General features: G+C 67.9%; 22 protein-coding genes and 1 tRNA gene. 11 read left to right on the top strand and 12 right to left on the bottom strand.

The features are described from left to right. The first annotated feature begins 899 nt into the window (after positions 1–899). The 3 genes from AB0B57_RS25405 (at position 900) to AB0B57_RS25395 (ending at position 2,651) form a co-directional block, all read left to right on the top strand. Complete coding sequence (locus AB0B57_RS25405; RefSeq protein WP_357074635.1) at positions 900–1,574, top strand: DsbA family oxidoreductase; 675 nt, start codon at positions 900–902, stop codon at positions 1,572–1,574. Next, positions 1,571–1,717 (top strand): hypothetical protein, encoded by a 147-nt coding sequence (locus AB0B57_RS25400; protein ID WP_357074632.1) that lies wholly within the window; start codon positions 1,571–1,573, stop codon positions 1,715–1,717. The genes AB0B57_RS25405 and AB0B57_RS25400 overlap by 4 nt, the downstream gene beginning before the upstream one ends. A 358-nt stretch (positions 1,718–2,075) precedes the next feature. Beyond that, on the top strand, positions 2,076–2,651 hold the full coding sequence (locus AB0B57_RS25395; protein WP_357074629.1) for a TetR/AcrR family transcriptional regulator: 576 nt from the start codon (positions 2,076–2,078) through the stop codon (positions 2,649–2,651). 78 nt (positions 2,652–2,729) lie between these two features. Here the strand turns inward: AB0B57_RS25395 and AB0B57_RS25390 are convergent, their stop codons facing one another. The 6 genes from AB0B57_RS25390 to AB0B57_RS25365 form a co-directional block, all read right to left on the bottom strand. Further along, positions 2,730–3,581 (bottom strand): pyridoxamine 5'-phosphate oxidase family protein, encoded by an 852-nt coding sequence (locus AB0B57_RS25390; protein WP_357074626.1) that lies wholly within the window; start codon positions 3,579–3,581, stop codon positions 2,730–2,732. 534 nt (positions 3,582–4,115) lie between these two features. Further along, positions 4,116–4,850 (bottom strand): PIG-L deacetylase family protein, encoded by a 735-nt coding sequence (locus tag AB0B57_RS25385; protein WP_357074623.1) that lies wholly within the window; start codon positions 4,848–4,850, stop codon positions 4,116–4,118. Positions 4,851–5,343: 493 nt separating this feature from the next. Next, the gene (locus tag AB0B57_RS25380; protein ID WP_357074621.1) at positions 5,344–6,117 is read right to left on the bottom strand and encodes an SDR family oxidoreductase; all 774 of its coding nucleotides are present in this window, start codon (positions 6,115–6,117) and stop codon (positions 5,344–5,346) included. Continuing rightward, the gene (locus AB0B57_RS25375; RefSeq protein WP_357074618.1) at positions 6,114–6,767 is read right to left on the bottom strand and encodes a TetR/AcrR family transcriptional regulator; all 654 of its coding nucleotides are present in this window, start codon (positions 6,765–6,767) and stop codon (positions 6,114–6,116) included. Before AB0B57_RS25375 ends, AB0B57_RS25380 begins: the two co-directional genes overlap by 4 nt. Continuing rightward, positions 6,742–7,455 (bottom strand): alpha/beta hydrolase, encoded by a 714-nt coding sequence (locus AB0B57_RS25370; protein WP_357074615.1) that lies wholly within the window; start codon positions 7,453–7,455, stop codon positions 6,742–6,744. Before AB0B57_RS25370 ends, AB0B57_RS25375 begins: the two co-directional genes overlap by 26 nt. A 218-nt stretch (positions 7,456–7,673) precedes the next feature. Next, a complete protein-coding gene (locus tag AB0B57_RS25365) occupies positions 7,674–8,756 on the bottom strand; it encodes an NADH:flavin oxidoreductase (protein ID WP_357074612.1) in 1,083 nt (360 codons plus the stop codon). A gap of 336 nt (positions 8,757–9,092) precedes the next feature. Here AB0B57_RS25365 and AB0B57_RS25360 point away from each other — a divergent pair, with 336 nt between their 5' ends. Continuing rightward, positions 9,093–9,221, top strand: a complete 129-nt coding sequence (locus tag AB0B57_RS25360) for a hypothetical protein (RefSeq protein ID WP_357074609.1) — start codon at positions 9,093–9,095, stop codon at positions 9,219–9,221. A gap of 137 nt (positions 9,222–9,358) precedes the next feature. Here the strand turns inward: AB0B57_RS25360 and AB0B57_RS25355 are convergent, their stop codons facing one another. Further along, a complete protein-coding gene (locus tag AB0B57_RS25355) occupies positions 9,359–10,243 on the bottom strand; it encodes an alpha/beta hydrolase (RefSeq protein ID WP_357074606.1) in 885 nt (294 codons plus the stop codon). A 101-nt stretch (positions 10,244–10,344) separates the two neighbouring features. On the opposite strand from AB0B57_RS25355, the gene AB0B57_RS25350 reads away from it, so the two are divergent. Further along, positions 10,345–10,914, top strand: coding sequence for a TetR/AcrR family transcriptional regulator (locus tag AB0B57_RS25350; RefSeq protein WP_357074603.1), 570 nt, complete (start codon positions 10,345–10,347; stop codon positions 10,912–10,914). Between the two features lie 319 nt (positions 10,915–11,233). Here AB0B57_RS25350 and AB0B57_RS25345 read toward each other — a convergent pair whose 3' ends face one another. Beyond that, complete coding sequence (locus AB0B57_RS25345; RefSeq protein ID WP_357074600.1) at positions 11,234–11,572, bottom strand: MerR family transcriptional regulator; 339 nt, start codon at positions 11,570–11,572, stop codon at positions 11,234–11,236. Between the two features lie 125 nt (positions 11,573–11,697). Between AB0B57_RS25345 and AB0B57_RS25340 the strand changes: the two genes are divergently transcribed. From AB0B57_RS25340 to AB0B57_RS25325, 4 genes are all read left to right on the top strand, one after another. Beyond that, the gene (locus tag AB0B57_RS25340; RefSeq protein ID WP_357074597.1) at positions 11,698–12,897 is read left to right on the top strand and encodes an MFS transporter; all 1,200 of its coding nucleotides are present in this window, start codon (positions 11,698–11,700) and stop codon (positions 12,895–12,897) included. Positions 12,898–12,941: 44 nt separating this feature from the next. Continuing rightward, positions 12,942–13,688: a hypothetical protein gene (locus tag AB0B57_RS25335; RefSeq protein ID WP_357074594.1), complete on the top strand. Its 747-nt coding sequence runs from the start codon at positions 12,942–12,944 to the stop codon at positions 13,686–13,688. Between the two features lie 360 nt (positions 13,689–14,048). After that, positions 14,049–14,477, top strand: coding sequence for a thioesterase family protein (locus AB0B57_RS25330; protein ID WP_357074591.1), 429 nt, complete (start codon positions 14,049–14,051; stop codon positions 14,475–14,477). 267 nt (positions 14,478–14,744) lie between these two features. After that, a complete protein-coding gene (locus AB0B57_RS25325) occupies positions 14,745–15,539 on the top strand; it encodes an alpha/beta hydrolase (protein ID WP_357074588.1) in 795 nt (264 codons plus the stop codon). Between the two features lie 227 nt (positions 15,540–15,766). Here AB0B57_RS25325 and AB0B57_RS25320 read toward each other — a convergent pair whose 3' ends face one another. From AB0B57_RS25320 to AB0B57_RS25305, 4 genes are all read right to left on the bottom strand, one after another. Continuing rightward, entirely contained in the window at positions 15,767–16,918 is a 1,152-nt protein-coding gene (locus tag AB0B57_RS25320) for a low temperature requirement protein A (RefSeq protein ID WP_357074586.1), read from the bottom strand. Further along, on the bottom strand, positions 16,884–18,149 hold the full coding sequence (locus tag AB0B57_RS25315) for a site-specific integrase (RefSeq protein ID WP_357074583.1): 1,266 nt from the start codon (positions 18,147–18,149) through the stop codon (positions 16,884–16,886). Before AB0B57_RS25315 ends, AB0B57_RS25320 begins: the two co-directional genes overlap by 35 nt. Beyond that, positions 18,146–18,622, bottom strand: coding sequence for a hypothetical protein (locus AB0B57_RS25310; RefSeq protein ID WP_357074581.1), 477 nt, complete (start codon positions 18,620–18,622; stop codon positions 18,146–18,148). Before AB0B57_RS25310 ends, AB0B57_RS25315 begins: the two co-directional genes overlap by 4 nt. 139 nt (positions 18,623–18,761) lie before the next feature. Then, positions 18,762–18,848 (bottom strand) — tRNA-Leu (locus AB0B57_RS25305). A 233-nt stretch (positions 18,849–19,081) separates the two neighbouring features. Between AB0B57_RS25305 and AB0B57_RS25300 the strand changes: the two genes are divergently transcribed. Next, positions 19,082–21,844 carry a hypothetical protein gene (locus AB0B57_RS25300; RefSeq protein WP_357074578.1) on the top strand — a complete coding sequence of 921 codons (2,763 nt, stop codon included), beginning with the start codon at positions 19,082–19,084 and terminating at the stop codon, positions 21,842–21,844. Positions 21,845–22,021: 177 nt separating this feature from the next. Further along, positions 22,022–24,646 carry a fibronectin type III domain-containing protein gene (locus AB0B57_RS25295; RefSeq protein ID WP_357074575.1) on the top strand — a complete coding sequence of 875 codons (2,625 nt, stop codon included), beginning with the start codon at positions 22,022–22,024 and terminating at the stop codon, positions 24,644–24,646. Positions 24,647–24,652: the final 6 nt, after the last annotated feature.

The raw sequence follows: 24,652 nt of genomic DNA, 5'->3' as shown, positions 1-24,652 counted from the left end.
AACCACTGGATCAGCGTTCGCCAGCACGGCGTCCACGCGGGTGTATCCCTGCGCTGGGCGACGCACGGCACGTGGAAACGGTGGCCGATACTGGTCGACCGATCGCTGGTGGACGCAACGGCGGGGTTGCAGGTTGTGGAGGGCAGGACGCGGGTCGGCATCCTCAGAGGACGTCACCGCGAGAACGACCGGGTGGCCCGACAGCATCTAGCGTGGGTCGGCCGACCCACCGCAGATCCCAGCCAGACGGCGTGATCTGGCCCCCAATACTCGAGAAGGCCCAATCGAGCCGGATCATCGCCGCGGGTGTCTCGGATCCGAGTCGCGTGCCGGCGGCACGGTGGCCGGTGACGAACAGTTGGCCCGGCCAGTTCGTGCACGCCGACGCCGTCCGTGTGCGCACGACCTGAGGGGTAGGTGTGAATGGCGGTCGCCGCCTCGCCGCGTACCCGGCGCCGGTATCGGCTATCGTCGCGCAGCCACATCAGGACCCGCCGGCCGTCGTCGTCGAGATTGAGGTCGTTGATGTCCAGCCCGACTACTAGGTGTTCTGCGCGGTCGACTCCGACAGCACGAAGCTCTGCACCTGGAGCCGGCAGGTCGCCGCGATGCTCAACGGCGAGCTTGCATCGCCGGCCGCCCGTCCCGGAATCCCCTACAGCGCCGTCCGAAGACCATTGAAGTGTCGGTCTGTACGGAACTCGTGTGGCGGAACAGCTCGCATCCCCTCGGACGCCATTCCACGGAGCCGAGGGCAGGTTTCGGCCTGGCGGTACGGCAAGCGGGTCACAGTCGCCCGTCTCTGCGCAGCTGCCATCGGCACCGACGACGTCGTTGTGACCGGGGGCACGACGAGCGCGTTTGCAGTGACACTGATGTGAACGTTGGAGTCTGGTGGCATGAACGACACGACGCAGTCAGCCACGGGTCCTGTCAAGGTTGATGTCTGGTCCGACATCGCCTGCCCCTGGTGCTACATCGGGAAGAAGAAGTTCGAGGCGGCCGTCGCCGAGACGGGTATCCCAGTGGAGGTCGAGTACCACGCCTACGAGCTAGCGCCGGACCTGCCCCAGGAGTTCGAGGGGAGCGAGCAAGACTACCTGGAGATTCGTGGGTTCACCGCCGACCAGGTCGAGCCGCTGCTGGCCCGGATCGTCGGAGCCGCGGCGCAGGTCGGACTGCGTTTCGACTACGACATCTTGCGGCACACGAACATGCTGAAGGGCCACCAGCTCATCCGCTTCGCCAAGGAGCAGGGTATGCAGTTGGAGATGGTTGAGCGGATCCTCGCCGCCCATTTCGAGGAGGGTGGCCATGTCGGCCGGAACGAGGACCTCGCCGACCTGGCTGCCGAGGTCGGCTTGGACCGCGAGGAGGCGCTGGCGGCGCTCCGGGAGAACCGCTTCGTTGACGACGTCCGTGCCGAGGAGGCGCACGCGCACAGGCTCGGCATCCGGGGCGTCCCGTTCTACGTCTTCGAAGAGAGGTACGGCGTCTCCGGCGCGCAGGACACCTCCGCCTTCGCTCAGGTGCTCCGCAAGCTCTCCCACGAGAAGCGGGGGACGGCGGCGTGAACGAGGACGAGAAGGACCCGATCGCCATCGTCGCCCTCGACATTCCACCGGCGGTCGTGTGTAGCGACGGCGTCTGCGTGATCGCGGACGAGCACCCGACGGACGCAGAGGACGGGTCCGAGAACTCGACGCCGGCGCAGTGACAGCACGCGACGCCCCTTGAGGCCGGCCCTCGCTGGAGGTCTCCGCACCGAGCGCAGTGATCTTGCCGTCCCACCGCGTGCTCCAGCGCGCCCCGACGTCGAGGATCCCGAAGCTTAGCCGGAGCACCCATGAAGAGCTCGCGGCCTCCGTTCGCGATCCGGCACTGGCCACCGCCTTCTCCGGTTGACAAGCCTGATCGACCCCGGGAAGTCTGAGCGATCCTGCGCTGACTCGCCGGGTTGTCGCGGCCGACGGGTTCGCCCTCATAAAGGTTCAGTTCCAGCGGGCGTGGGGACGTGTCTCAACGCTCGTTTTCCGAGCCTCAGTTTTTTACCGTATGTTCGGTAACCTGGTGATATGGGCCGCGCACCTAGCATCGAAGACGAGGCACTGCTGAAGCAGCTGACCGAGGTCTTCCGCCGTTCGGGCTACGAGGGAGCTTCGCTGACGGCTCTGTCGTCGGCTTCAGGGTTGCACCGCGCCAGCCTCTATCACCGGTTCCCCAACGGAAAACCCGCCATGGCCGCAGCGGTGATGGCGTCCGTGGAACAGATATTCAGCGATATTCTCGATCCACTGATGTCGGAGGACGACCCGTCGACGGCCGTCGCGGAGATGGCTCGACGTGTTGGCGCGTTCTATGACGACGGTCGCCTCGCCTGCGTTTTGGACACGATGACGCTCCGCGGCACCCCGGAGGACATTCGAGCCCGGGCCACCCATCTGGCAACGACCTGGCTGACGGCGATGGCCGAAATCGCCCGGCGCGCCGGAGCCTCCGAGGAGGATGCCGCGCGCCGGGCGAGAACCGCACTGGTCCTCATCGAGGGGTCACTGGTCGTGGCACGAGTGCTGGACGATCCGGCCGAGTTTCGGTTGGCGCTGGCCGAACTTCCGCAAACGCTGATCGGCGGACCTGGCAATGCCGGATAGCCGGCAGTGTCATGGCGCTCGCCTCAGGTCCGCGGCAGGACTTGAGGCGAGCGACAACGGATGATCCCCCTGAGGCGATCAGACCGGCAGGGGCGGGTTGAATCGCGATAGGGTTGGCGCCGACCAGTTCGTCAGGAGTGCCTCTGGCCGATAGATGGCTTCATCGAGTTCGAACTCCACGGAGCGCTGGCCGGTCGCGGTCGGGCCGAGACCCTCGGGCCAATTCACCTTGGCTCGCCCGGTCAGTTGGAGCGTCGTCCCGGTCGCCCAGTCGACGAAAAGCAGCGCAGCGTGCGGGTTCTCGGTGATGTTGCCCAGTGTCATCAGCATGTTGTTGCCGACGTAGTCGGGCCAGCGCAACCGTGTCCGCGACATCAGGTCGACGAATCCTGGGTTGCCGCCGCGATGCGAGACATCAGGGTCACCGGTTTCGGAAGCCGAGGCCACGAAGAAGGTGTCGGCGTGGGCGACCAACTCGCTCATCTCGTCGGTCAGTGCGGCGACCCGCTTACCGTCGGCCGGCCCTGCCTCTCGACCCCTCGCTTCGGCCAGACTGACCACGTGGCGCTTCTGAATGTACTTCGGGCAGTTGGGAAAGCTTTGCTCGATGGCGAGCCGGAGCCCGCCCGGCAGCGGCGTCGCTTCGCCGTTGATCCGCAGTCTGATGCGCGTTTCGAGATCGATGGCCAGCAGACCCAGCTTGCCCTGGCGCCGGGTCATCGGCTCGACCGGATCGTCGGCCGCGAGCTGAGCCAGCACCTGCACCGATTCATCGTCGGTGGCACTGATGAACCCGCGTGGCCCGACGAACAGCGACGCCCATAGCCTACCGTCGTCGCCCTGAGCCCCGACCGCCAGTAGATTCTGGTACGACAGGAAGTTGTCGGCGCCGTCAGGCAGTAGCGGTTGCACCAACTGGGAGATGGCCAAGGCCCTCTTGGTGAGGCCAGCTCTGGCCTGAGCCTCCAATTCCCCCCAATGATAAACAGAAGAGTTCGACATGGTGATTCTCCCTGTGCCGCCCGGCAGATGCCCGGGGCGGAGCCGTTCCGGCCCGGGTCGCGAAGATTGAGAACGTAAGGACTCGGTAGTCGTGCTCCGTGAGCTCTCGCTGGCTCGTCACTCCCGGCGTGCCCGGCGCCCTGTGTTGCTGATGGCCTCGATGCCGGCGTCTACCACCGAATCCTTCGCGCCGACCGCGATTGAGCACCCGCCGGAGGCCGTGATCGCGATCTTGTCGCGGTTGACCACAGCGGTCTTCCGCTCGGCATCGCAATCTCCCTCCGGTCGATGCACCGACAATATTACCGAACGTTTGGTAATAGCCGAAGAGGCGGTGTGCGGCTTCACATGCTGGTGACCGGGTCCGCCGCCTCGGTGTCTCCGCCCAGGCGGACAGCAGCGATTGTCGAGCTTCACCCGAGCGTGACACCGCGCAAGTCAGGAAGCGGAAGAGACTGTGCTTTACAGCAGACCGAGGTCGAAGACTTCGAAGGAAGCGGCGTAGCGGACACCCAGACGGGCGCCGATCTGGCGCGAGACACTCTCGAGGAATCCCTCTGCGTCAAAGGGGCCGGAGGCCAGGCTTCTCAGGTAGGAGGCGTGGGCCTTCAAGGAACGTACGCCCAGATCGAAGGTGTCGGTGGTATCCACGGCGTGGCTCGGACAGGGTGAGCCGGCGGCCCAGACCGCGCGGGTGGCCCACTTGTCGAGGCCGTCCTGCTCGATCTGGTCTCGGAAAACCCAGCGGTTGGCGGCGTCGCGCGCCGCGTCCAGGACGGCGCGGCCGGTGACGATGTGGTCGGCCATGTTCAGGGCGTGGCCGGCCTCGTCCCAGCTGTCTCGGAAGTTGTTGGTGATGATGACGTCCGGACGGTCAGCGCGGATCACGCGGGCCAGCTCGCGGCGAAGAGGGACGCCGTAGTCGAGGACGCCGTCGGGCAGGCCCAGAAAGTGGATCTGTTCGACGCCGACGATGGCGGCCGCGTCGCGCTGCTCCTGCTCGCGGGCGATGGCGGCGTCGCTCGGATCGAGGTCGTCGATGCCGGCCTCGCCACTGGTGAGCAAAACGTAGGCGACGTGCTTGCCCTGCTTGATCCAGCGGGCAATGGCGGCGGCAGTGCCGAACTCCAGGTCGTCGGGGTGGGCAACAATCGCGAGACCGCGCTGCCAGGACTCATCGACGGGTTGAAGAGCCATGGGACCGGCCAGCCTTCCATCCTTGCACCGGAACGTCACAGTGGGATGGGGATGCAGCCGGCTGCGGTGGCGGTTCGCCGACGACGACGCTTCGCTTCCGTGGAGTCGCCATAGATCAGCTGTACCGCCATCGCCGGCTCGTTATCGCAGGTGACGTGAACAGCGACGTATCCCATTTCAGAGACCTCCAGACACGCCGGCAGGGGCAGGTTTCTTCGAGAACCTGCGCTGACCAGGCGTGCGGTCGCCCGGCTGGCTCAGGCCACGCCCGCCGGGCGACCGCACACACTTCGGCTTCACGGGAGGGGTGTTCTGTTCGTACCGCATCAAGATCGGGATGAACCAGTCCCCCACGTGACCAGGTCGCCTGAGTTCGTTCGGCGATCGGATGGTCAATGCCCACCGGAGGTCAGCGAACCGGCATTGTCCCGTGGTTTCGCCGGGCCTGAGGCCGGCTTGCGGCTTAGTTTCGACAACACCGTTGCCAGCTAAATCAGTGCACCAGGGTGCTGATCCAGCCACCGTCCACGCTCAGGAGCTGACCGGTGACGAACGAGCTGGCCGGCGATGCGAAAAACAGGACGGCCTGGGCGATGTCCTCGGGTTCACCGAGGCGACCGAGGGCGTACTGCGCGGTTAGCGTGTTCTTCCATTCGGGGTCGGCGAAGATGGGCGCCGACATGTCGGTGTTGGTCACGGCAGGACGGACAGCGTTGACGCGCACGCCCTTCGGGCCCCACTCGGCAGCCATCGCGAGTGTCATTCCGTCGACCGCTGCCTTCGTGGCGCCATACAGGGTCTGGTTGGCGATGGCCCGTTCGCTGCCGATGACCGATGAGAGGTTGACGATGCTGCCGCCTCCTCGCGATGCCATGTGCTCAGCAGCTCGACCGGCCAGGATCAGCGGGGAGCGGGCGTTCAGCCGCCAAAGGTCGTCCGCCTCGGCCTCGGTGAGTTTTTGGCTTTGGGTGAAGTTGAGAGCGCCCACGTTGTTCACCAGGATGTCCAACTGACCCAGGCGGGCGAGGGTGGCGTCGAAGAGTCGCTCTGTTTCGCCGTCCCGTGACAGGTCGGAGGGGATGATCACGGCGCCGTCCTGGAGGCTGTCGGCGACCGTGCGCAGTGACTCCTCCGATCGGCCGGTTAGCGCGAGCCGGGCGCCGGCCGTGGCGAACAGTTTGGCGATGCTCGCGCCGACGCCGCGCCCACCACCGGTGATGAGAGCGGTGCGGCCGGCCAGCGGGTGAATGGGCAGTCCTTCGTTCACTTCTTCGGCTCCTCGATGAGGTTATTCGCGGGTGGGCGGCGGTAGGCGCCGTACCACCAGATGTGCCCGAGTTCGCGGGCGAACGCGGCGTCGCCGTCGCCGTTGTCGACTTCGATGTGCCTGGCGATGGCTTGTCCCCCGCCCCACACGATCACCCGGCTCGCCGCGGCGGCGTCCAGATCGGCCGGGGTCTTTCCCGACTGCTGCTGTTCGACAAGTGTGCGGAGCACGGCCTGGTCGAAGCCCTCCAGATCGGCGGTGTAGAAGCCGCGAACCGTCTGGTCGTAGCTCGCGACCTCGCGCAGCGCGGCCAGCACCAAGCCTTTTCGGCGGTGCAGGGCGATGACGTCGGCGAAGAACCGGGTGTACCGGTCGGCGCCATCCTCGCCTGCTGCGGGGTTCCATCCCTGGGCCATCTCGAGCAGCCGCTGCCGCAAATCGGCGGTCAACCGCACTATCAGGTCGGTCTTGTCCGAGAAGTGCGCGTAGAAGGTCGCCCGGGAGACGCCCGCCTCGGCCAGGATCTGCTGCACCGAGATCTCGGTGTAGCGCTCGCCCCGCTCGATCAGGCGTTCCGTCGCGGCCAGGATGCGGCTCTCGACCGCCGGCGTCCCGGGGTCCGCCTTAGCTCGCCGAGTGAACGAGGCCATCGATTTCCACCAGGACGTCAGCGAACTCGGCGGGATTCGACCAGAATGGCGCGTGGTTGCCGGGCACCCGGAACACCCGGTCGGCACGGGCGGCCATCTGCTCGGCGATCGTTCCGGTCAGGGAGATGTCATCGGACGGGATGACATAGCTGTTGGCCACCTCGCGCCAGCCGACGCGAGTCACCGACTCGTAGTCAGCGCGGGCGCTCTGGGGAACCAGCCGCGCGATCGCCCCGGCCGTCTCGGGGTTGGTCGGGTCGCCGTCGTAGAAGGCGAGGGGCAGGTTCAGGTCCGGGTTCGCTGCGGGGCGCAGACCACCCAGCGAGTCCGGCGTCGGAACTCCGTGCACGCCGAACATGCTCTCCCCGCTGTCGACCATGTAGGCGGCAACATAGACGGCGTGGGCGACCCCGGACCCCGCGGTGATCGCCTCGGTGACGGGCACCCCCGCGTAGGAGTGGGCCACCACGACGACCGGACCGGTGATCTCGGCGATAGCCTCCCGGACGACCTGGGCATCGTCGTACATGCTCGGGTACGGCTCACCGGACGACGCGTCCGTCACCGCGGTCGGCAGGGTCACCGTGCGGGTCGCAAGACCGCGGTCCGCCATCGCTTTCTGCAAAGGACCCCAAACCCACTCGCCGTGGTGGCCACCGTGTACGAGCAGGAAAGTCGCATCACTCATGAAGCTGCTCCGAAGCTGAGGAGGGACAAGTACGACCCGAGTGTACGACGCAACTATACATCGTGTTTAGACGCGATGTTCCGGTGTAACTTCGATCACAGCTCCAGAGGTCACCTCACATCGAAACATGTGGCAAGCGCCGGACAACATCAGGTCCGCGCAGACGGTGCCGTAGCCATCGGGAGCAACTCGGCGAGAATCGATCAGAATCGCGTTGCCTAGGAGCTTCGAACAAAATATGGCCACCTCCGCAGGTGCTTGATGAAACGTTCGCTCAGCCCGTTGGCGAGAAGGTACTCCTCCGTCACCGGCGTCTTCGGACTTTCGTACCGCGGGTGCTGCTTCACTTGAAGAGGAAAATCCCGCCGAAGGATGCCAGCCCTGCCGATCAGCACGAAGTCGCATCCCTCATCCAAAAGTTGCCCGACACGTTGAGCGCTCATTATCTTTCCCGCCGTGCCCACACGCACACCTCGGCGGGGAAGGCTGGTGAAGACACTGAGCATGGTCTGGCCCCGAAACGTGCCCTCCTGAACAATCTGAGCGGAATCCCACAGTGCCAGGTCGAGATAGTCGATCAGTTCTCGGTCAAGGATGTTCGCTGCAATTTCCCGCAGTTCCTCCAGGCGAAGCCCGTAGCGCTCGACGGACATGCGCAGACCGATCTGGAAGTCGGGGCCGAAAACCCGTCGAATTCCTTCGATCACCTCGACGGTAAGGCGGGCTCGGTTCTCGGTGCTACCGCCATATTTGTCTCTGCGATCGTTCAACAGCGGGGACATGAATTCCGACAGGATCCACCCGAATGCGCCGTGGACTGACACTCCGTTGAATCCGGCCAGTTCCGCCCTCCTCGCGGCAGCGATGAAACTGTCCCGGATCCGCTCCACCTGTTCCGTGGTCAGAGCTCTGACACCCGGCACCGTCAAGCTGGAAGCGGGGGCTGGAATTCCGCCCAAGCCAGGATCAGCGCGATGCCCGGCGTGGTGCAACTGCACAGCGGAAAGCGCTCCCCCCTCGCGGATCGAGGTGGCCATCTGGGTCAGTCCGGCCACGTGGGCATCACTTTGAATACCTAGCTGCCGCTCGTACGCGATGCCACCGGCCTCGACGTAAGTGGCACCAGTCTGGATCAAGGCGTAACCGCCCCACGCGAGCTGCCGAATCCAATCTTGGTCGAAGGTGGACGCTGAACCGTCATGCCCGCTTTGTTGATTGACGAGCGGTGCCATCATGAATCGGTTGCGCATCGGCGGGCCATGCAGGAGGGTAAGCGGTTCAAACATTTCTGCGACAGTCATGAGGTCTCCCGATAGGAGTGATGACGCGGTTGGTTTCTTTTCGCCGACGAGCTCTGCAAGAACGAGCGCTGATTGCGGCGGCTCGACTATCGTCCAACCTTCACATTGGTGTCATGGCAAGTGGGCACGGACGGTGTCCCTCGTCTCGCCCGACGACCCGTTCGCGAAGCTGCTCGGCGTCGCGTTGTTCGGCGCCGCCACGACCTGGGTGCTCATCTTCGCGACCCACGCGGCTCTCCGCCGCTGGCCCGCCGACGAGGCACGCCGTCGCCGCTGTCGCTGCCCGGCGGTTGGCACACCAGTGCCGCGGCGGCGGTCACAACGACGGCGGCGGACGTGAACGTGCTGTTCATCGGGACGTTCCGGGTCGCGTGGACGGTCGGCACGCCGACCGTGGAGGCGACCATGGCAACCTACGAGCTGACCCCGAACGGTACGGCGCACACACCCTCAACCGTGATCTGAACCGGCATCGCCCTCTCCAGTCAGCAGCCGAGCCGCTTACTGGAGAGGGCGATGTCATCGATCCAGAGGCCGAACTCGCTCGGCGTCGTGTGTCTGCACGGTTATACCGGCCAGGGCGTCCGGCACGACCAGATCGGTCAGCCGAGCTTGCGGGTCAGGAAGTCGTGGATGAGCGGGAAGACCTCGTCGGCGCGGTCCTCGAGCAGGAAGTGCCCGCTGTCGAAGAGGTGAAATTCGACGTCCTTCAGGTCTCGCTTGTAGGGGTGCGCGCCCTCGGCAGGGAAGATCACGTCATTCGCGCCCCACACGATGAGGGTCGGTGGCTGCGTGGTGCGCAGCCACTCCTGCACCCGCGGGTAGAGCGCCGGGTTCGTGCCGTAGTCGAGGAAGTAGTCGAGCTGGATCTCGTCGTTGCCGGGTCGGTCGAGCAGGGCCTGGTCGACGATCCAGTTGTCGGGTGAGATACGCGAGGCGTGGGCCATCCCGTCGGTGTACTGGAACTTCGTGGTGTCCAGGGTGAGCAGGCCGCGGAGGGCATCACGGTTTTCCTGGCTGTTGTCGGCCCAGTAGCGCTTGATCGGCGCCCAGAAGTCGTTGTCCAGGCCCTCGTCGTAGGCGTTGCCGTTCTGCACAATGAGCGCCGTGATCGCGTCGGGGTTCGCGAGGGCGAGCCGCCAGGCGGTTGGTGCGCCGTAGTCGAAGACGTTGACGGCGTACTTGGTCACTCCGAGCTTCGTCAGCAGCTTCTGCACGTACGTCGCCGCGTTGTCGAAGGTGTAGGAGAACTCGGCGCGATCGGGTGCGGCGCTGTGTCCGTAGCCGGGCAGGTCGGGCGCGATGACGCGGAACCGATCCGCGAGGAACGGGATCAGGTTGCGGAACATGTGGGAGGAGGTCGGGAAGCCGTGTAGGAGCAGGACGACCGGGCCATCGGCCGGGCCGGCCTCTCGGTAGAACATCTGGAACCCGTCGAGGTCCTCGGTCTTGTACTGCACGACGGGGACGAACGGTGTGGCGGTCATGGTGGTGCTCCCTTCGGTGAACGTCGGACGAGCCAACCATACATACCTCTAGGTATGCCGACAACCCTACCTCCAGGTATGGAGCTTGCTAGTCTTGTGTCATGGACAACAGGCGGCTGATCATCGACTCGGCCAAGAGGCTCTTCTGGCGCCACGGATACTCGACGACGAGCCCGAAGCAGGTGATGGCCGACTCTGGTGTCGGGCAGGGCAGCTTCTATCACCACTTCCCGACGAAGCCCGACCTCGGCCAGGAGGTGGTTCGGGAGAACGGGCGGGATCTCCTCGCCTCCGTGCGCGCCGCGATGGAAGGGTTGCCGACGGGCCGGGAGCGTCTTGCCGCGTTCCTCGCGTCGGCCGGCGACGCGCTCGGCGGATGCCAGATCGGCGGCTTCGCGTACGACGCGGGGATTCTTGCCGAAGCCGGGTTACGGGAGGCCCTCGGTGCCGCGTTCACCGAGCTGGCCGACCTTCTTGAGAACGTCGTTCGAGAAGCTCAGGGCGACGGCTCACTATCGCCGAAGCTGGACCCGGCGAAGACCGCTGCCACTCTCCTGGCCGTCGTCGAGGGCGCGTTTGTCATCGCGCGAGCCACCGGACGGCAGTCCTCCGCCGACAATGCGACCACGGGCGCTCTCGCGCTGCTGGACGGGAACGACGTCAGGTCGTGACTCCCCATCGACCTGCCGCGAGATCGGGCCGGGACGTTCGAGCCTCAGATGGTCCGCAAGCCGCAGCGCCGGTCCTCGGGGGTCGACGAGGTGGAGTTGTCGTCGCATGCGCCGGATCACCGACACGGTGATCAAGGAGATCAACAACTGGTCACGCCTGCCCCTGTCGAACTATGGGCCGGCGCCGGTGGCGAAGGCGCGTTCGGCAGGTGCGCACGCTCGGCGAGGTCCGACACCTCCTGGCGCATCGGTGCTGTAGGTATTCGCCGCCTGCTGGGGACGCGGCCACGAGTGCGGCTGCCGCGACGACGTGGCTGAGCTACCTCTGGGCGACGGCGTCCAGGTACGCGTCGATGGCCTGCAAGTTCTTCGTCAGGCACTCGAGTCGCTCCGCCATCCGGTCGCGCTCCTGCTGAACCCGGCTGACGAAGTCCGGGGCGGGATACTCGCGGGTCGCCGCTTCGGCCAGGCAGGGCAGCACTTCCCTGATGATCTCTGTCGTCAGGCCTGCGTTGAGCAGACTACGAATCTGCTCGACCCTCTCCACCAGGGCCTCGTCGTAGTCGCGATACCCGTTCTCCTCGCGCCTGGGACTGAGCAGGCCTTGCTCCTCGTAGTAACGCAGGAGTCGAGGCGACACGCCCGCCCGCTCGGACAACTCTTTGATCCTCAACAAGACCGCCCTCACAGCACCCTTGCCATCACATTGATGTGAAGGTTACAGCATGGTCGAGCCGCCGCAGCAGTGGTGGCTTGGACCTGCAACTAGATGAGGAATGACCCGTGTCCACCACACATCTGGACGTTCCGCAGACGCCGCGTACGGAACGTCTGCCGTTCCCGTCCCTGATCGCGCTCTTCACCGCCGGATTGATCACCACCCTGACCGAGGCGCTGCCGGCCGGTGTGCTGCCGCAGATGAGTCAGGCGCTCGGAGTCTCGGAGTCCGTAGCCGGTCAGACTGTCACGATCTACGCAGTGGGAACGCTGCTGACGGCGATCCCCGTCGCGCTGGCCACCGCGACGTGGCCACGACGTCACCTGCTCCTGGCAGCACTTGTGGGCTTCGTGATCGCCAACCTCGTCACCGCCGTCTCCCTCAACTTCTCCGTCACGATGGTTGCCCGATTCGTCGCTGGCGCCGCCTCCGGGGTCGTCTGGAGCCTGCTTGGTGGGTACGCGGCGCGTCTGGTCGGCCCCCCACTCAAGGGCCGGGCGATGGCGTTCGCCTTCGCCGGCACCCCGGTAGCCCTGTCTCTCGGCGTGCCAGTCGGCGCGTATCTCGGCAAGGCGGTTGGGTGGCAGCTCACCTTCGGCCTCGCCTCGGCGCTGACCGCCCTACTGATCATCTGGACCGCGTGGAAGTTGCCCAACTTCGCCGGACAGAAGGCCGAGGACCGGATTCCACTGCGCACCATCCTGAAACTGCAGGGCATCCGTACGGTCCTCGTGGTGACCGGAGCGTTCGTGCTCGCGCACACCATCCTGTACACGTACATCGCGCCCATCCTCGCCGACGCCGGTCTGCAGGATCATGTCCAGTGGATCCTTCTCGACTTCGGCATCGCCTCGATCGTCAGCATCTGGCTCACAGGCCTATTCATCGACCGGCACCACCGTCGACTCGTCGTACTCGGCACGGGGTTGTTCGCCGCAGCCGCGGTCGTGCTGACCGTGGCCAGTTCCAGCGCTGTGGCCGACTACGTCACGGTCGCGGCATGGGGACTGTCGTTCGGCGGCGCAGCCACCCTGCTGCAATCGGCGTTGATGAGGGCGGCAGCAGAGCACGCAGACGTGGCCCAGTCGTCGATGGTCACGACCTGGAACCTGGGAATCGGCCTCGGCGGACTCGTTGGCGGCGCGCTTCTCGCCGGCTTCGGGTCGCGCTCGCTCATCATCGCAGCGGTCGTACTCATGGTGCCGACCGTGCTCGTGGTGATCCTCGCCCGGCGGCACGCCTTCCCGACCCGGCGCCCGGACTAGCAACTCAAAATTGTCGGTAAGAATTGAGTGGGAAGGTGGCACACATGGAATCTGGAAGAGCGGGCTCGGCCAGGCCCGCTGACATCAACTTCTACTTCGATCCGATCTGCCCATTCGCGTGGATGACAAGCAAGTGGATCAGGATCGTGCAGGCACAACGCGACTACACCGTCGACTGGCGGTTCATCTCGCTGCGCCTCATCAACTCGCACATCGACTACGACACCCACTTCCCGCCAGAGTACGAAGCCCAGCACACCGCGGGGCTGCGGCTGCTGCGGATGGCCTCCGCGGTGCGTGAAAAGCACGGTCGCGAGGCAGTCGGCCCCCTGTACCAGGCGTACGGCGCCCGCATCCTGGAGGTGGGCCCCGACGACGGCCGGAAGGCGGGCTGGCAGGGTGCTCCCGACCTCGCCACCGCCGCCCTCGCCGAGGCCGGCCTGCCGACCTCGCTTGTCGAGTTCCTCGACGACACGTCCCGTGACGCGGAGATCCAAGCGGAGTCGGACGAGGCGCTGTCACTGACGGGTAAGGACGTCGGCACGCCGATCGTGCACTTCCAACCGCCGGACGGCGCCGCGTTCTTCGGGCCGGTGATCAGCCGGCTGCCCGACGAGAAGCAAGCCGCACAGCTGTGGGACCACGTCGTCGGCCTCGCCCAGTTCCCCGGCTTCGCCGAACTCAAGCGCAGCCTGCGCGAGCAGCCACAACTGCCGTCGTTCGGAGTCACCGGACAGGAGACGGGCAAGGTCGAGGACTGGCACGCCGGAAGCCGGCGTCTCAAGAAGTAGACACCCGGTCGTTCCTCCTACCGGCAGTCAGCGGTACCGCACTAGTAAGCAGCGGTCCGGGCCTGTCAGCGACAGCCCTTGTTCCTTGGCCGCCATAACCAAGCCGGCGGCAGCTTTGCCTCCGCCGACGCTTGGGTCACTTCTTACACCCCATCGGGTCGCTCCGTGCCGCGGGTCATGACGGCACCCACGCCGCTAGGCACAACGCCCGGAGTGTCAGGCCGAAGACACCGGTAGACACCCACAGGCCCGGCCGGTGGGGATCGCCGGCCTCCGCAGGCCGTGACCTTACAACACACAGTGAATGTCTTTCCGCCAACTATGCCTTGGTGGTGGAAGACGAAAGAAAGGTGGAATCTCGTGGTGTCGTACGGCCACTTGCAGCCCGTGCGTGTTCAGTTCGATGACCTGGACCCGATGGGCATTCTGCATCACGCCAACTATCCCAGATTGCTGGAGCATGCTATCGCGGCATACGTCGCGCCGATGGGATTGGCATTCGGTGGGCCGAAGCCGGACCTTTATCACGTCATTCGTGAATTCAGTATCAGATATGACGCTCCCATCCGAGGTTACGGCGATGTCGAGGTGCATTTCTGGACGGAACGACTCGGTTCGAAATCGGCTGACATGGGCTTCCGGTTCGTGTCGACGGATGGCAAGGTCGTTCATGCCGAGGGGGTGCGGAAGCACGTGCATATCGATCCACGCACGATGAAGCCGGCCGAGTGGAGTGATCTTGCTCGTAGCATCCACGACGACCTGGCGCGGCCGGCTGGGACTGACTGATTCGGGTCGTGGACATCGTCGACGTGAAAGACGTCTGCCCGGCACGACACGCGCCGGGCAGACTCGCCCGTCACCAGGGGCGACGGCGAGAATCACAGTGCCTGGAGTTTGCGGGCGTCGTCGTCTGCGCACGGGTGACCGCTGAGGTGGAACACACGTCAGCAGCGAGAATTCACCGTCCGTGCGGAAGGACAAGGTCCATCGGACCGCGCGTCACTCCTGGTCGAGCTCACCGGTGAACAGCCGGTTCGGCGGTATCTTTTCTCGATGATGCTCGAATGGGGCGCAGAACGCCTGCATTTCACCGTTGAGGGCGCCGGACCGGCACTTCTATTCCTGCACGGACTTGGGGGGACCGCCGGAAATTGGTTGCATCAACGTCGGTACTTCGCAGCGACCCACCGCGTGATTGCGCTGGATCTCCCGGGCCACGGCCGGTCGACCGGGATCGAGGTGCCGTTCGGGGACTATGCCCTTGCTATCGAGGCGGTGGTTAAGCACTGCGCGGTGGAGCAGGTGTCGATCGTCGGTCTGGCCGCCGGCGCGCGGGCCGGGTTGGCGTTCGCGGCGAGCCGACCGGCCCAGGTTCCAGCCCTGGTGATCGTCAACGCCTTCCTACGATTGACTCCGGAAGATCACCGCCGCAACGTCGAGCTGTACGACCTTCTCCTTCAGCCGAACGGCGTCACGGCGTGGGGAGAGGCACTGCTGTCGAAGATGGGGATGACCGCGCATCCCGGAATCAATCGAAGCTTCATGCGGTCACTGTCGGGCGTCGACGCCTCCCACCTGCGGCGAATCTTCAGCGAGACCCTCGACAGCGACCAGGAAGATCAGCTGGCCAATGTTCCGGCTGAGGTGCTGCTCATCAGGGGTGAACGAGACGACCTCATCCCGGCGTACACCATCGAGGACATGTCGGCTCTACATCCCGGGACGCGGATAGCTCGGTTCCCCGAACTGGGCCATCTGCCCTACCTGGAAGACCCGGCGGCCTTCAACGCCGCGGTGGCGGCGTTCCTCCGGCCAGCACAGTCACCTGCCGAGACCTCGGCGAACTGAGCCTGTGCCGAACAGTCACGCCTACGCCGAGGCGTCCCGCACACGGCGCGTCCGGCCTCTGACCGAGACCGAACGCGTGGTTGGCCTGGCGGGCGCGTACCCGGAGGGTGGGGTGAATTTACCGGCGGTGACGTTGCAGTCCCACCCGGCAGTGCAACAAGCAAACCGGCCTGATCGTTGCCTATCGTCGCGGCCGATTCAATGACCTTGATCTTCATGGCGGTGGGTCAGTGGTGTCGGTTGCGCCGGGCGTCGGTCAGCGTGATGCCGAACAAGACGCCCATCGTGACGACCAGAACGACGATCGGGGCCTGCGCGCTCAGCACCGGCGTCAGGCCGAGCAGCAGCACCAGCCAACCCACCCGCGACCGCGGGAGCTGACCGAGGAGTACGTACTCGGAGCTCATTCGCCCGAGCACGAACAGGACCGGGCCACCGACGATGAGGGCGACCCAACTCGTCGGGGTGGTGGGCCCGAGGGGTTCGTGCAGGACGAGATCCACCCCGGCCGACGTGGCGATCACGCCAGTCACCACACCCGCATAGACGTACGGCGCGAGGCGCACCGCCTGACGCGGACGCCAGTGCGCCGACCGGTCGACGAGCGTGTTGCTCTGGAGCACATAAATCTGCCAGAAGAGCAGCGCGATGGCGATCGCGATGAGGAAGACGGCAGCCCGGGCGGGCGTGTAGGTCGCGTTGGCGAATGTCAGCGTGGCCATCAGCGTCAGTTCGCCCAAGGCCAGGATGGCGATCTGCTGGTAGCGCTCGCCGAAATGGACGCTCAACTGGTTGAACTGGTCCAGCGGCACCCGACCCAGTCCGGGTGTCGGGTGGCGCAGCGCGGTGGCCACGTAGTCGACGGCGAGCGCGCCGGCCCACAGCCCGGTACGCCAGGCCGGATCGACGAAACCGCCCGCGAGCCACAGAACTCCGGAGATGACGAACCAGAACAGGAACCGTTCCTCGCGGGCGTGCGCGCGGCGTGGACGCAGTGCGCCGACCAGCAGAGCCCCCCGTACCAGGTGCAGGCCCACGTACGCGCTCGCGAAGAGGAGACCGCGCCCCTCGTACGCACTCGGTACGGCCACCGCCATCAGGGCCACGCCGAACATCGCACTGGCGACCACGCCCTGGATCACCCGTAGCCGGGGATCGTAGAACTCGGTGACGATCGCCGTGACCGACCAGGTCCACCAGACGGCCAGCAGCAGGACAAGACCCTGACCCAGTCCGCTCCAGGTGGAGTGCTCGGCCAACTCCATCGACAACTGCGCGAACGCGGCGACGTAGAAGACGTCGAAGAACAACTCCAGCAACGTCGCCCGGCTCGACGACTTAGGGTCACGTCGTAACCCGACCGGCTCCGCGCTCGTCATCGATGAGCCGTCCCCACTGGGCCTCCCGCGGACGATTCCACGTCGAGGCCGGGCCATCCCCCGAGGTGAGGCTTGCCCGCCCGGCAGCCGGCGACGTGCGGCACACGGCGATCAACGACCGAGGTGCCGGCGAGTTACCCACGACGCCTCGCCCTTGTTTGCGGACTCCGTGTAGCGCCGTGCCCGTCCTCCGCGCCCTGGGCGGGGAACTGCTGCTCGCTCTCGGCGGCGGCCAGTGGGTGTGGCTGACCGGTGAGGGCAGCCAGCGCGGCGGCGACGGCGTGCGGGTCGGCTTTGATGTAGGTGGTGGTGGCGGCTCCGCGGGGGTCGGTGTGTCCGGCGTAGGCTCGCGGGCCACACCGTAGCCGGAGTGGCGTTCAACCCAGGTCAGGGTGGTGTGGCGCAGCCAGTGCGTGGTGATGCCTTGGACGGCGACCCACGGTAGCTGTCGGCCGATGCGTTTCCAGATCAGGTCGTAGCGCCGGTAGGTGGCGGGTTGGCCGTTGCGGTAGCGCAGGAGTGCATCGGTCGGTGCGACGGCGCCGCGGGCTCGGGCATGATCGTTTAGCCGGCTGGCGAGCATCGGTGTGATGGGCTGCCAGCGTTGCGTGCCGCCCTTCTCGGACAGGCGGATCAGCGCGTGGTCGCTGTCCAGGTCGATCAGGCACAGCGCGAGAGCCCCGCTGCGTCGGCAGGCCGTTTCGGTGTGCAGGCGCAGGATCAGGGCGTCGAGCACGATGTCGTTGCCGCCGCTGCGGGCGGCGGCGTTGATGTCGGACAGTTCGTCGGGGGTGAGAGCGCGGCGGGTGTTGGGCAGCCGGCGAGGTTTGCGGACCCGGTGGGCAGGGCTGTCCGCGATGGTCAGGTAGCCGTCGGCGATAGCACGGTTATAGAAGGCGCGGGCGGCGGCGATGAGGTGCTCGCCGGCGTGCCGGCCGTTGCGGGAGTTGCGGCGAGGGCGGGCGCCTGCGGCGGCCTGTCGCATGAGGGCTTCGAGGTCGCTGGCCCGCACCGCGTCAATGCGCCAATCGGCGAAGGCTGCGGCCATTCGTCGCCAGGAACTGCCGTAAGTGCGTCGGGTGCCAGGGCTCGCTGCGGCGACCACAACAGGAAGGTACTCGGCGACTGTCGGCACGGCAGGCCGGTTACTACCGGTGAGGTCGGCCGTGGTAAGGCCGAGGTGCTCGAGCAGCGCTCGGGCGGTGGCAACACGATCGGGATCCATGGTCATGAGGGCCCTCCAAGGATGCGGGCGTGCAGGTCGGCCAGAACCGCCGTGATGGTGTTTGAGGGGTGCACGACAATGCTGTTCTGGCGGGGCAGGGCAGCCAGGAGCACGGGCTCGCCGGTGGCGATGCCGCACAGGTGTCGGGCGGCGGCGGGTAGGGGCAGCTCTTCGCGGGTGCCCACGACGTGCGCGCCATCGGCGGCCGGGGTGATCAGGATTGCGCCGGTCACGACGTCGACGTGCAGCGTGAGGCCCGGTGTCCAGCCCAAGGCCCGCAGCAGCGCACGAGCGGTGACCCGGCCGGCGGCGTCGGGTCGGCCCACGTCGAACAGCACGCCATCACTCGTGCAGGCGGAGGGCGCGGGCAAGGTCGGCAGCGGTGCCGGCTCCGGCGATGCGACCGGCAGTGGGGTGGGTATGAGCGCCTCGACGAGCTGCTCGTCGGGCCAACGAGGACGCGGACTGCCGCGACTCACCTAGGCCCCCGCCGACGCAGAGGTAAGCGTGTCAGCGCAGGTGGCGCCGGCTCCCTGGGGTCGGTGCGCACATATGAGTCGTCACGGCTCGCGTCCCCACGCGAGAGGAAGTTGATCTCGCGTGGATATCCACGAACTTTGGTGTCCGAGGGGGGACTTGAACCCCCACGCCCTATACGGGCACTAGCACCTCAAGCTAGCGCGTCTGCCATTCCGCCACCCGGACCTACACATTCAGCCTACCTGGCCGACCATATGATCTTGCAATCCGATGGTCGGTACGGCGGGCCGCACGGGGAGTTACTGTACACGCCGCTCGTGGATCATGCACATCGCCTTCCGACCCCGCCCTCCCCGCGCTTTCGCCCCTGCTCAAACCACCTCGTACCCGCCCACCGACTCCCCACCCGGGGCGTGTCCGGGTAGCGGCCGGCGGCCCTCTGACGGCAGCATTGCCACGTGTCCCATCCCTCTCCCCTGGCAGCCGCCCAGCACCGGGCCCTCGCCCTGCGCGCCGCGGGCGACCTCAGGGCCGCCCGGCAGCTACTCGCGGAGGCCGTCGAATCCGCTCCCCCGCCGTACGCCAAGGACCACCCGGAGATGCTGCACACCGCGCACCTGCTGGCGCGGCTGCACCGCGAGGCGGACGATCCGCTCGCCGCCCGCCGGGTGCTGGAGGAGGCGTTCGCGGCGGGCGAGCGACGTTGGCAGCACGCCGACCCGGTGATGCTCGCGCTCGCCTTCGAACTCGCCGAGGTCGCGGAGGATCTGGGCAACCGGCACGAGGCCCGCCGCAACTACACCCGCGTCGCCACCGCCGGGCCCGCCACGCTCGGCGAGCACCACCCGGCGGTACGCGCCGCCCGCGACTATCTTGGCCCGCCCTCGTCGGCGCCGAGTGAGCAGCACAGGCCGTCACCGGCCCCCGATCCGGACCCGAGCGCGGCGGCCGAGTCCGGCATCCGGTCGGCGCTGTCCGGCCCGACGCTGTCCATGGCGACGCTGGCCGCGATGCGCCCCTCCGCTGGTGGCCCGCCGCCCACCAACTCGCCCTGGGCTCCGCCGCAGGCGCCGGCCACCCCCTGGTCAACCCCTCCCGGGGTACGCGGCCCCGCCGCACCCAACCCGGCCAGCGACGCCGCCGCAGCGCCAGCTGCCGACTCCCGGCGTACGCCCATGCCTCCCCCGATCACACCGCCGCAGCCCAGCGCACCGCCCGCCGCACCCGGGCCCGCCTTGCCGCCCCGTCAGCGTGCCAGCGAGCAACCAGCCGGGTCCGCCCGGCCAACGATCGACCAACCACCCCGGCCAAGACCCGAGAGTCAGCCGCCCCGGCCAAGACCCGAGAGTCAGCCGCCCCAACCACGAGCAGAAGGCCAGCCACCTCAGCCCAGGATCGAGGGCCAGCCACCCCGGCCAAGGGCCGAGAGCCAGCCACCGCCGTCTGGTCAGCGGCCACCGCAGCAACCGTCCGGACCACCCGTAGCGCCCCGCCAGCGCACGGGTGACCAGGCGACCCACCCGGCGGTCGACGTGCCGCACCGGCCGTCCACCCCATCCGCCCCGGCACCGGCCGCCGCGGCGCCCGCGTCGGGGCCGCCGGCGCCTCGGTGGGACAACCCCACCATCCAGGTACGACAGATCGAACCGCTGCTCGCCGAGGAGGCGGCCCGTGCCGCAGCCGGAGCAGCCGGAGCGAGTGGACTGGCCGACACGTCCGGCGCCGACGCGACCTTGCCGGACCGACAGTCCCCAGCCGGTGGACAACCAGGCCCGGCGCAGCCGGTCAGCGGACCACCAGCCCACCCGGTCAGCGGGCCACCCGCCCACCCCTACCCGGTCTCCGGACCACCGGCACACCTGTCCCCGACCTCCGGGCCACCGGCGCACCCGTCCCCGGCCTCCGGATCACCAGCCCATCCCTACCCGGTCTCCGCGCCACCCGGGCACAGCTACCCAGTCTCCGCACCACCCGGCCGCGCACACCCCGTCTCCGCACCACCGGTGAGCGCCCCACCCGGCCACGGCTACCCAGTCTCCGGGCCACCCGGCTACGGGTACCCCGTCTCCGCACCACCCGGGCACAGCTACCCCGTCTCCGCACCACCCGGCTACGCACACCCCGTCTCCGCACCACCGGTGAGCGCGCCACCCGTACCGCCGTGGGGGTTGACCGCGCCGCCGTGGAGCCGCACCGCCCCGCCGCAACCCCTGCCGGCTGCCGGTGCCGACCCCGTCGAGGAGCCCCCGCCGGACGCGGACGACAGTGGCGCGGACGGTGAGTCCGGGCTGGGTAGCGTCGATGCCGCGGTGGTGCCGACCTCACCGGCGTATACCGCGATGTCGGATCAGACCGAGGTGATCCCGGCCGTCCCAGCCGGCGGTGGCCCGGCCAGTGGTGACGCCGGTTCGACTCCGGCCGTCGCCGCCCCACCAGCTTCGACCGCCGGGCCGTCGGCCGGGCCGACTCCGGCTGCGTGGTCAGCGGACGCGGGCACGAGGCCGGCGGAGTCGCGGCCGACCACGCCGCGAGCGACGCCGCAGCACCACCACGACCAGTATCCGGCTCAGGACCAGTACCCCACTCAGAACCAGTACCCGACTCACAACCAGTACCCGACTCACGACCAGTACCCGCCCCGCGACCAGTACCCGACCCCGGAGCACCAGGCGATCCAGGTGCCGTACCCGGGTCAGCAGTACCACTCGGTGCACGACATGTACCGGCCGGCGCACACCGACGAGGGCGGGTCGGCGGGGCGCAACCGTGCGACGCTGATCGGCGCGGTGGTGGCGGCCGGGGTGGCCGTCGTGGCGGTGGCCGGCCTGGGTGCGGTGGTGTTGACCCGGGACGACCCGCCGCCCGCGGGCACCGTGCCGACGGCTGCGGGCCAGGCGACGGTGGGGCCACCGCCCGGGGATCTGCGGCTGCGTGACGATTCGACAACGATCACGCTGACCTGGACTGATCCGTCCGGCGGCGCGGTGCCGTTCATGGTCGCGGCCGGGCGGGCGGGGCAGCCACTGGGGGTGATGGCCACCGTGGACCCGGGTAAGACGAGCTACACGGTGAACGGGTTGAACTCGAGAGTGGATCACTGTTTCACGGTGTTGGCGGTCTACTCCACCGACAGCTTCGCGACCTCGGGTCAGGTCTGTACGACGCGGGAGCGTACCGCCGGGTCGAGCGGCGAGCCCTCGGTGCGACCGTCGCCGAGCTGAGGCACACCGAGCGGAACCGGGGTGAGCTGGGCGTCCACTGCGCACACGCTCGGTATCCACAGGGGTGACGGTGCGGGTTCCCCCGTCACCAGCAGCGCCATATGATGGCACCCGGCTCAGGGGAGGGGTCGCCGCGAGGCGCCGCCACCTGCCACGACTCAGGGGAGGCAGCCGGCTGTGGCCAGCATCGAAGACTCCGTACCGACAGATGCCCGTCGCTCCCGGTCCCGGCTGCGCGGCGGGCTGGTGACGGTGGGCACGGTGGCCGCGCTGCTGGCGGCCATGGGGCTGACCGTTCTGGGGCTCGGCGCTGCCGACAACGCGGTGGCCAACTATGACGCGAGTTCGTGGCTGTGGAGCGCGGCGCGCAGCGAGCTGGCCCGGGTCAACGGGGTCACCGCCCGGGTGGACACCCGCACCGAGATCCCCGGTGCGGTCCGGCACCCGATGCAGATCACCCAGACCGATCGGCTGCTGGTCCTGCGTGACCTGCAGACGGGGCAGGTCAGCTCACTGGACCTGGCCACCCTCCAGCTCACCGCGACCACCCGGACCACCCCCGGCCTGGGCGTGAGTGTCGCACTGCACGAAGATTCGGCGTTCGTCGTCGACGCCGTGCAGGGCATCGTGCGCCAGCTCGACCCGCGGTCGCTGACCCCGGTCGGCGAGCCGGTGCACTATCCGCCGGGCATCACCGGCGGGACGTTCGACGGCGAGGGTCGGCTGTGGATCGCGGTGCCCAGTCAGGGCACCGTCTCGGCGATCACCGCCGCCACGTTGCCGTCCGCGCCGGCCTCGGCCGCGCCCGCCGGCGGCGGGCTCAGCCCGAAGCAGGTCGAGTCGTACGACGTCGCCGAGGCCAGCCACGAGCTGGTGGTGTCCAGCCTGGACGAGGGTGTGGCGGTGCTCGACCGCACGGCCGGGAAGCTGGTGCGGGTGCAGGGGGGCAAGGTTCATCCGACGCCGTTGACGCTGTCCGGTCCGGGTGAGCTGCCCACGCGCACCAGCGGGCAGCGGGTTCCGGTGACCGTGCCCGGCGAGCGGCGGGTGCTGGTGGTGGGTGACGGTGGGGAGGAGCGGGCGTTCACGGTGCCGGGCGAGGGTGACCGGCTCAGTCCGGCGGTGGCCTGGGCGGACCGGTTCTACTGCGCCGACGAGGCCACCGGCACGATCTACACCTTCGACGGGGGTGGCCAGTTGGTCGAGACCATCCGCGGGCGGGCGAACGGCCCGCTGGAGCTGGAGGTCCGGGAAAACCACCTGTTCATCAACTCTCCCGACGCGGCGACCGCCCGGGTGGTGGACGACAAGCACCAGGTGCGTGAGGTCGACAAGTACGCCAACGACGTGCTCGGCGGCGATCCGCCGCCGGTTGCCCCGCCGCCGCCCCCGCCGAAGAAGCCCCGGGTGGGTAAGCCGAGCGCGCCGCGCAGTGTCACCGCCGCCGCCGGCAACGCGCAGGCGCGGGTGAGCTGGCGGCCGGCCGCCGCGAACGGCGCCGAGATCATCAAGTACGTGGTGGAGGGTGCCGGCCAGCGCCTGGAGGTGGGCGCCAACCAGCGTGCGGTGGAGGTCAAGGGCCTGACCAACGGCGAGACGTACCGGTTCGCGGTGCACGCCGTCAACGCCAAGGGCGACGGGCCGCCGCGCAACAGCAACCCGGTGATCCCGACCGCGGCGGTGCCCGACCCGCCGGCGAGCGTGACCGCCCAGGAGCGACCGGACGGCACGGTGCTGGTGAAGTGGCCGGCCGCGAACGGCCAGGGCAACACCATCGCCCGGTACGCGGTGACGGCCAGTTCGGCGGGGACGAACGCGCCGGTCGGCGAGTCGGCGAAGACGGAGCTGGTGGTGCCCGCCGGTGAGTTGGAGTTCGGCACCCAGTACGCGTTCACCGTCGTCGCGGTCAACGACAAGGGTGCCGGTTCGGCGGCGTCGCCGGTCAGCAACACGGTGGTGCCGTTCGCGGTGCCCGGTGCGCCGGTCGAGCTGCGGGCCGGCACTGTCGCCAACCAGCCCGGCTCGGTCACGGTGCAGTGGGCGCCGGCCGAGGCCAACGGCCGACCGGTGACGAAATACCTGGTGGACGTCGGTGGGCGGGTCACTGAGGTGACCGACACCCGCACGACGGTCACCGGGCTGGGCAACGGCCAGAACGTCACGGTGCGGGTGAAGGCGGTCAACGAGGCGGGTGCCGGCCCGGAGGCCACCGCCACCGCCCGTACGGTCGCCGAGCCACGGGTGACGGTGACCGGCTCGTCGGCGACCGCCACGGCGGCGACTGTGACGTTCACCGTGGACGCGGGCGGCGGTCAGGCGACCTGCGCGGTGAGCACGCCGGGTGAGCCGACGAAGGCCGGTGCGTGTTCCAGCATCACGATGACGGGCCTGGCGCCGGGCACGGCGTACACGTTCACGGTGACGGCCACCAACGCCGCCGGCCAGGGCACGGCGACGAGGGCCCAGACCACTCCCTCGCTGTTCGGCATCGCGACCTGCAAGAACGGGCCCGACGGCGCCCAGCGCACCTACTGCGACGAGGAGCGCGACGGCCGCAACGGCAACGAGATCTTCAAGGTCGCCGCGCAGGACAACGACAAGCAGGTCGGCTGGGCGGAGCCCGGCACCCGGTTGGAGGCGTACTGCAAGAAGGCCGGCGAGGACGTCGACTCGTGGATCTACAACAACCAGAAGCGCAGCACCTGGTGGGTGCAGGTCAAGTACAGCGGAAAGAACTACATTCCCTGGGCCTGGCTCAACCTGGAGGGCGGCGACGACATCAATGTCCTGCCCACCTGCTGAACCACC

It is taken from the genome of Micromonospora sp. NPDC049101 (assembly GCF_040648675.1).
GTDB lineage: Bacteria > Actinomycetota > Actinomycetes > Mycobacteriales > Micromonosporaceae > Micromonospora.
This window is presented reverse-complemented; position numbering and strand designations above follow the sequence as displayed.

What these genes read in the sequence shown, in the direction of transcription:
- AB0B57_RS25405 (WP_357074635.1), top strand. Translation starts at nt 900, where the DNA reads ATGAACGACACGACGCAGTCAGCCACGGGTCCTGTCAAGGTTGATGTC.
- AB0B57_RS25395 (WP_357074629.1), top strand. Translation starts at nt 2,076, where the DNA reads ATGGGCCGCGCACCTAGCATCGAAGACGAGGCACTGCTGAAGCAGCTG.
- AB0B57_RS25385 (WP_357074623.1), bottom strand. Translation starts at nt 4,850, where the DNA reads ATGGCTCTTCAACCCGTCGATGAGTCCTGGCAGCGCGGTCTCGCGATT.
- AB0B57_RS25375 (WP_357074618.1), bottom strand. Translation starts at nt 6,767, where the DNA reads ATGGCCTCGTTCACTCGGCGAGCTAAGGCGGACCCCGGGACGCCGGCG.
- AB0B57_RS25370 (WP_357074615.1), bottom strand. Translation starts at nt 7,455, where the DNA reads ATGAGTGATGCGACTTTCCTGCTCGTACACGGTGGCCACCACGGCGAG.
- AB0B57_RS25365 (WP_357074612.1), bottom strand. Translation starts at nt 8,756, where the DNA reads ATGACTGTCGCAGAAATGTTTGAACCGCTTACCCTCCTGCATGGCCCG.
- AB0B57_RS25355 (WP_357074606.1), bottom strand. Translation starts at nt 10,243, where the DNA reads ATGACCGCCACACCGTTCGTCCCCGTCGTGCAGTACAAGACCGAGGAC.
- AB0B57_RS25350 (WP_357074603.1), top strand. Translation starts at nt 10,345, where the DNA reads ATGGACAACAGGCGGCTGATCATCGACTCGGCCAAGAGGCTCTTCTGG.
- AB0B57_RS25335 (WP_357074594.1), top strand. Translation starts at nt 12,942, where the DNA reads ATGGAATCTGGAAGAGCGGGCTCGGCCAGGCCCGCTGACATCAACTTC.
- AB0B57_RS25325 (WP_357074588.1), top strand. Translation starts at nt 14,745, where the DNA reads ATGATGCTCGAATGGGGCGCAGAACGCCTGCATTTCACCGTTGAGGGC.
- AB0B57_RS25320 (WP_357074586.1), bottom strand. Translation starts at nt 16,918, where the DNA reads ATGACGAGCGCGGAGCCGGTCGGGTTACGACGTGACCCTAAGTCGTCG.
- AB0B57_RS25315 (WP_357074583.1), bottom strand. Translation starts at nt 18,149, where the DNA reads ATGACCATGGATCCCGATCGTGTTGCCACCGCCCGAGCGCTGCTCGAG.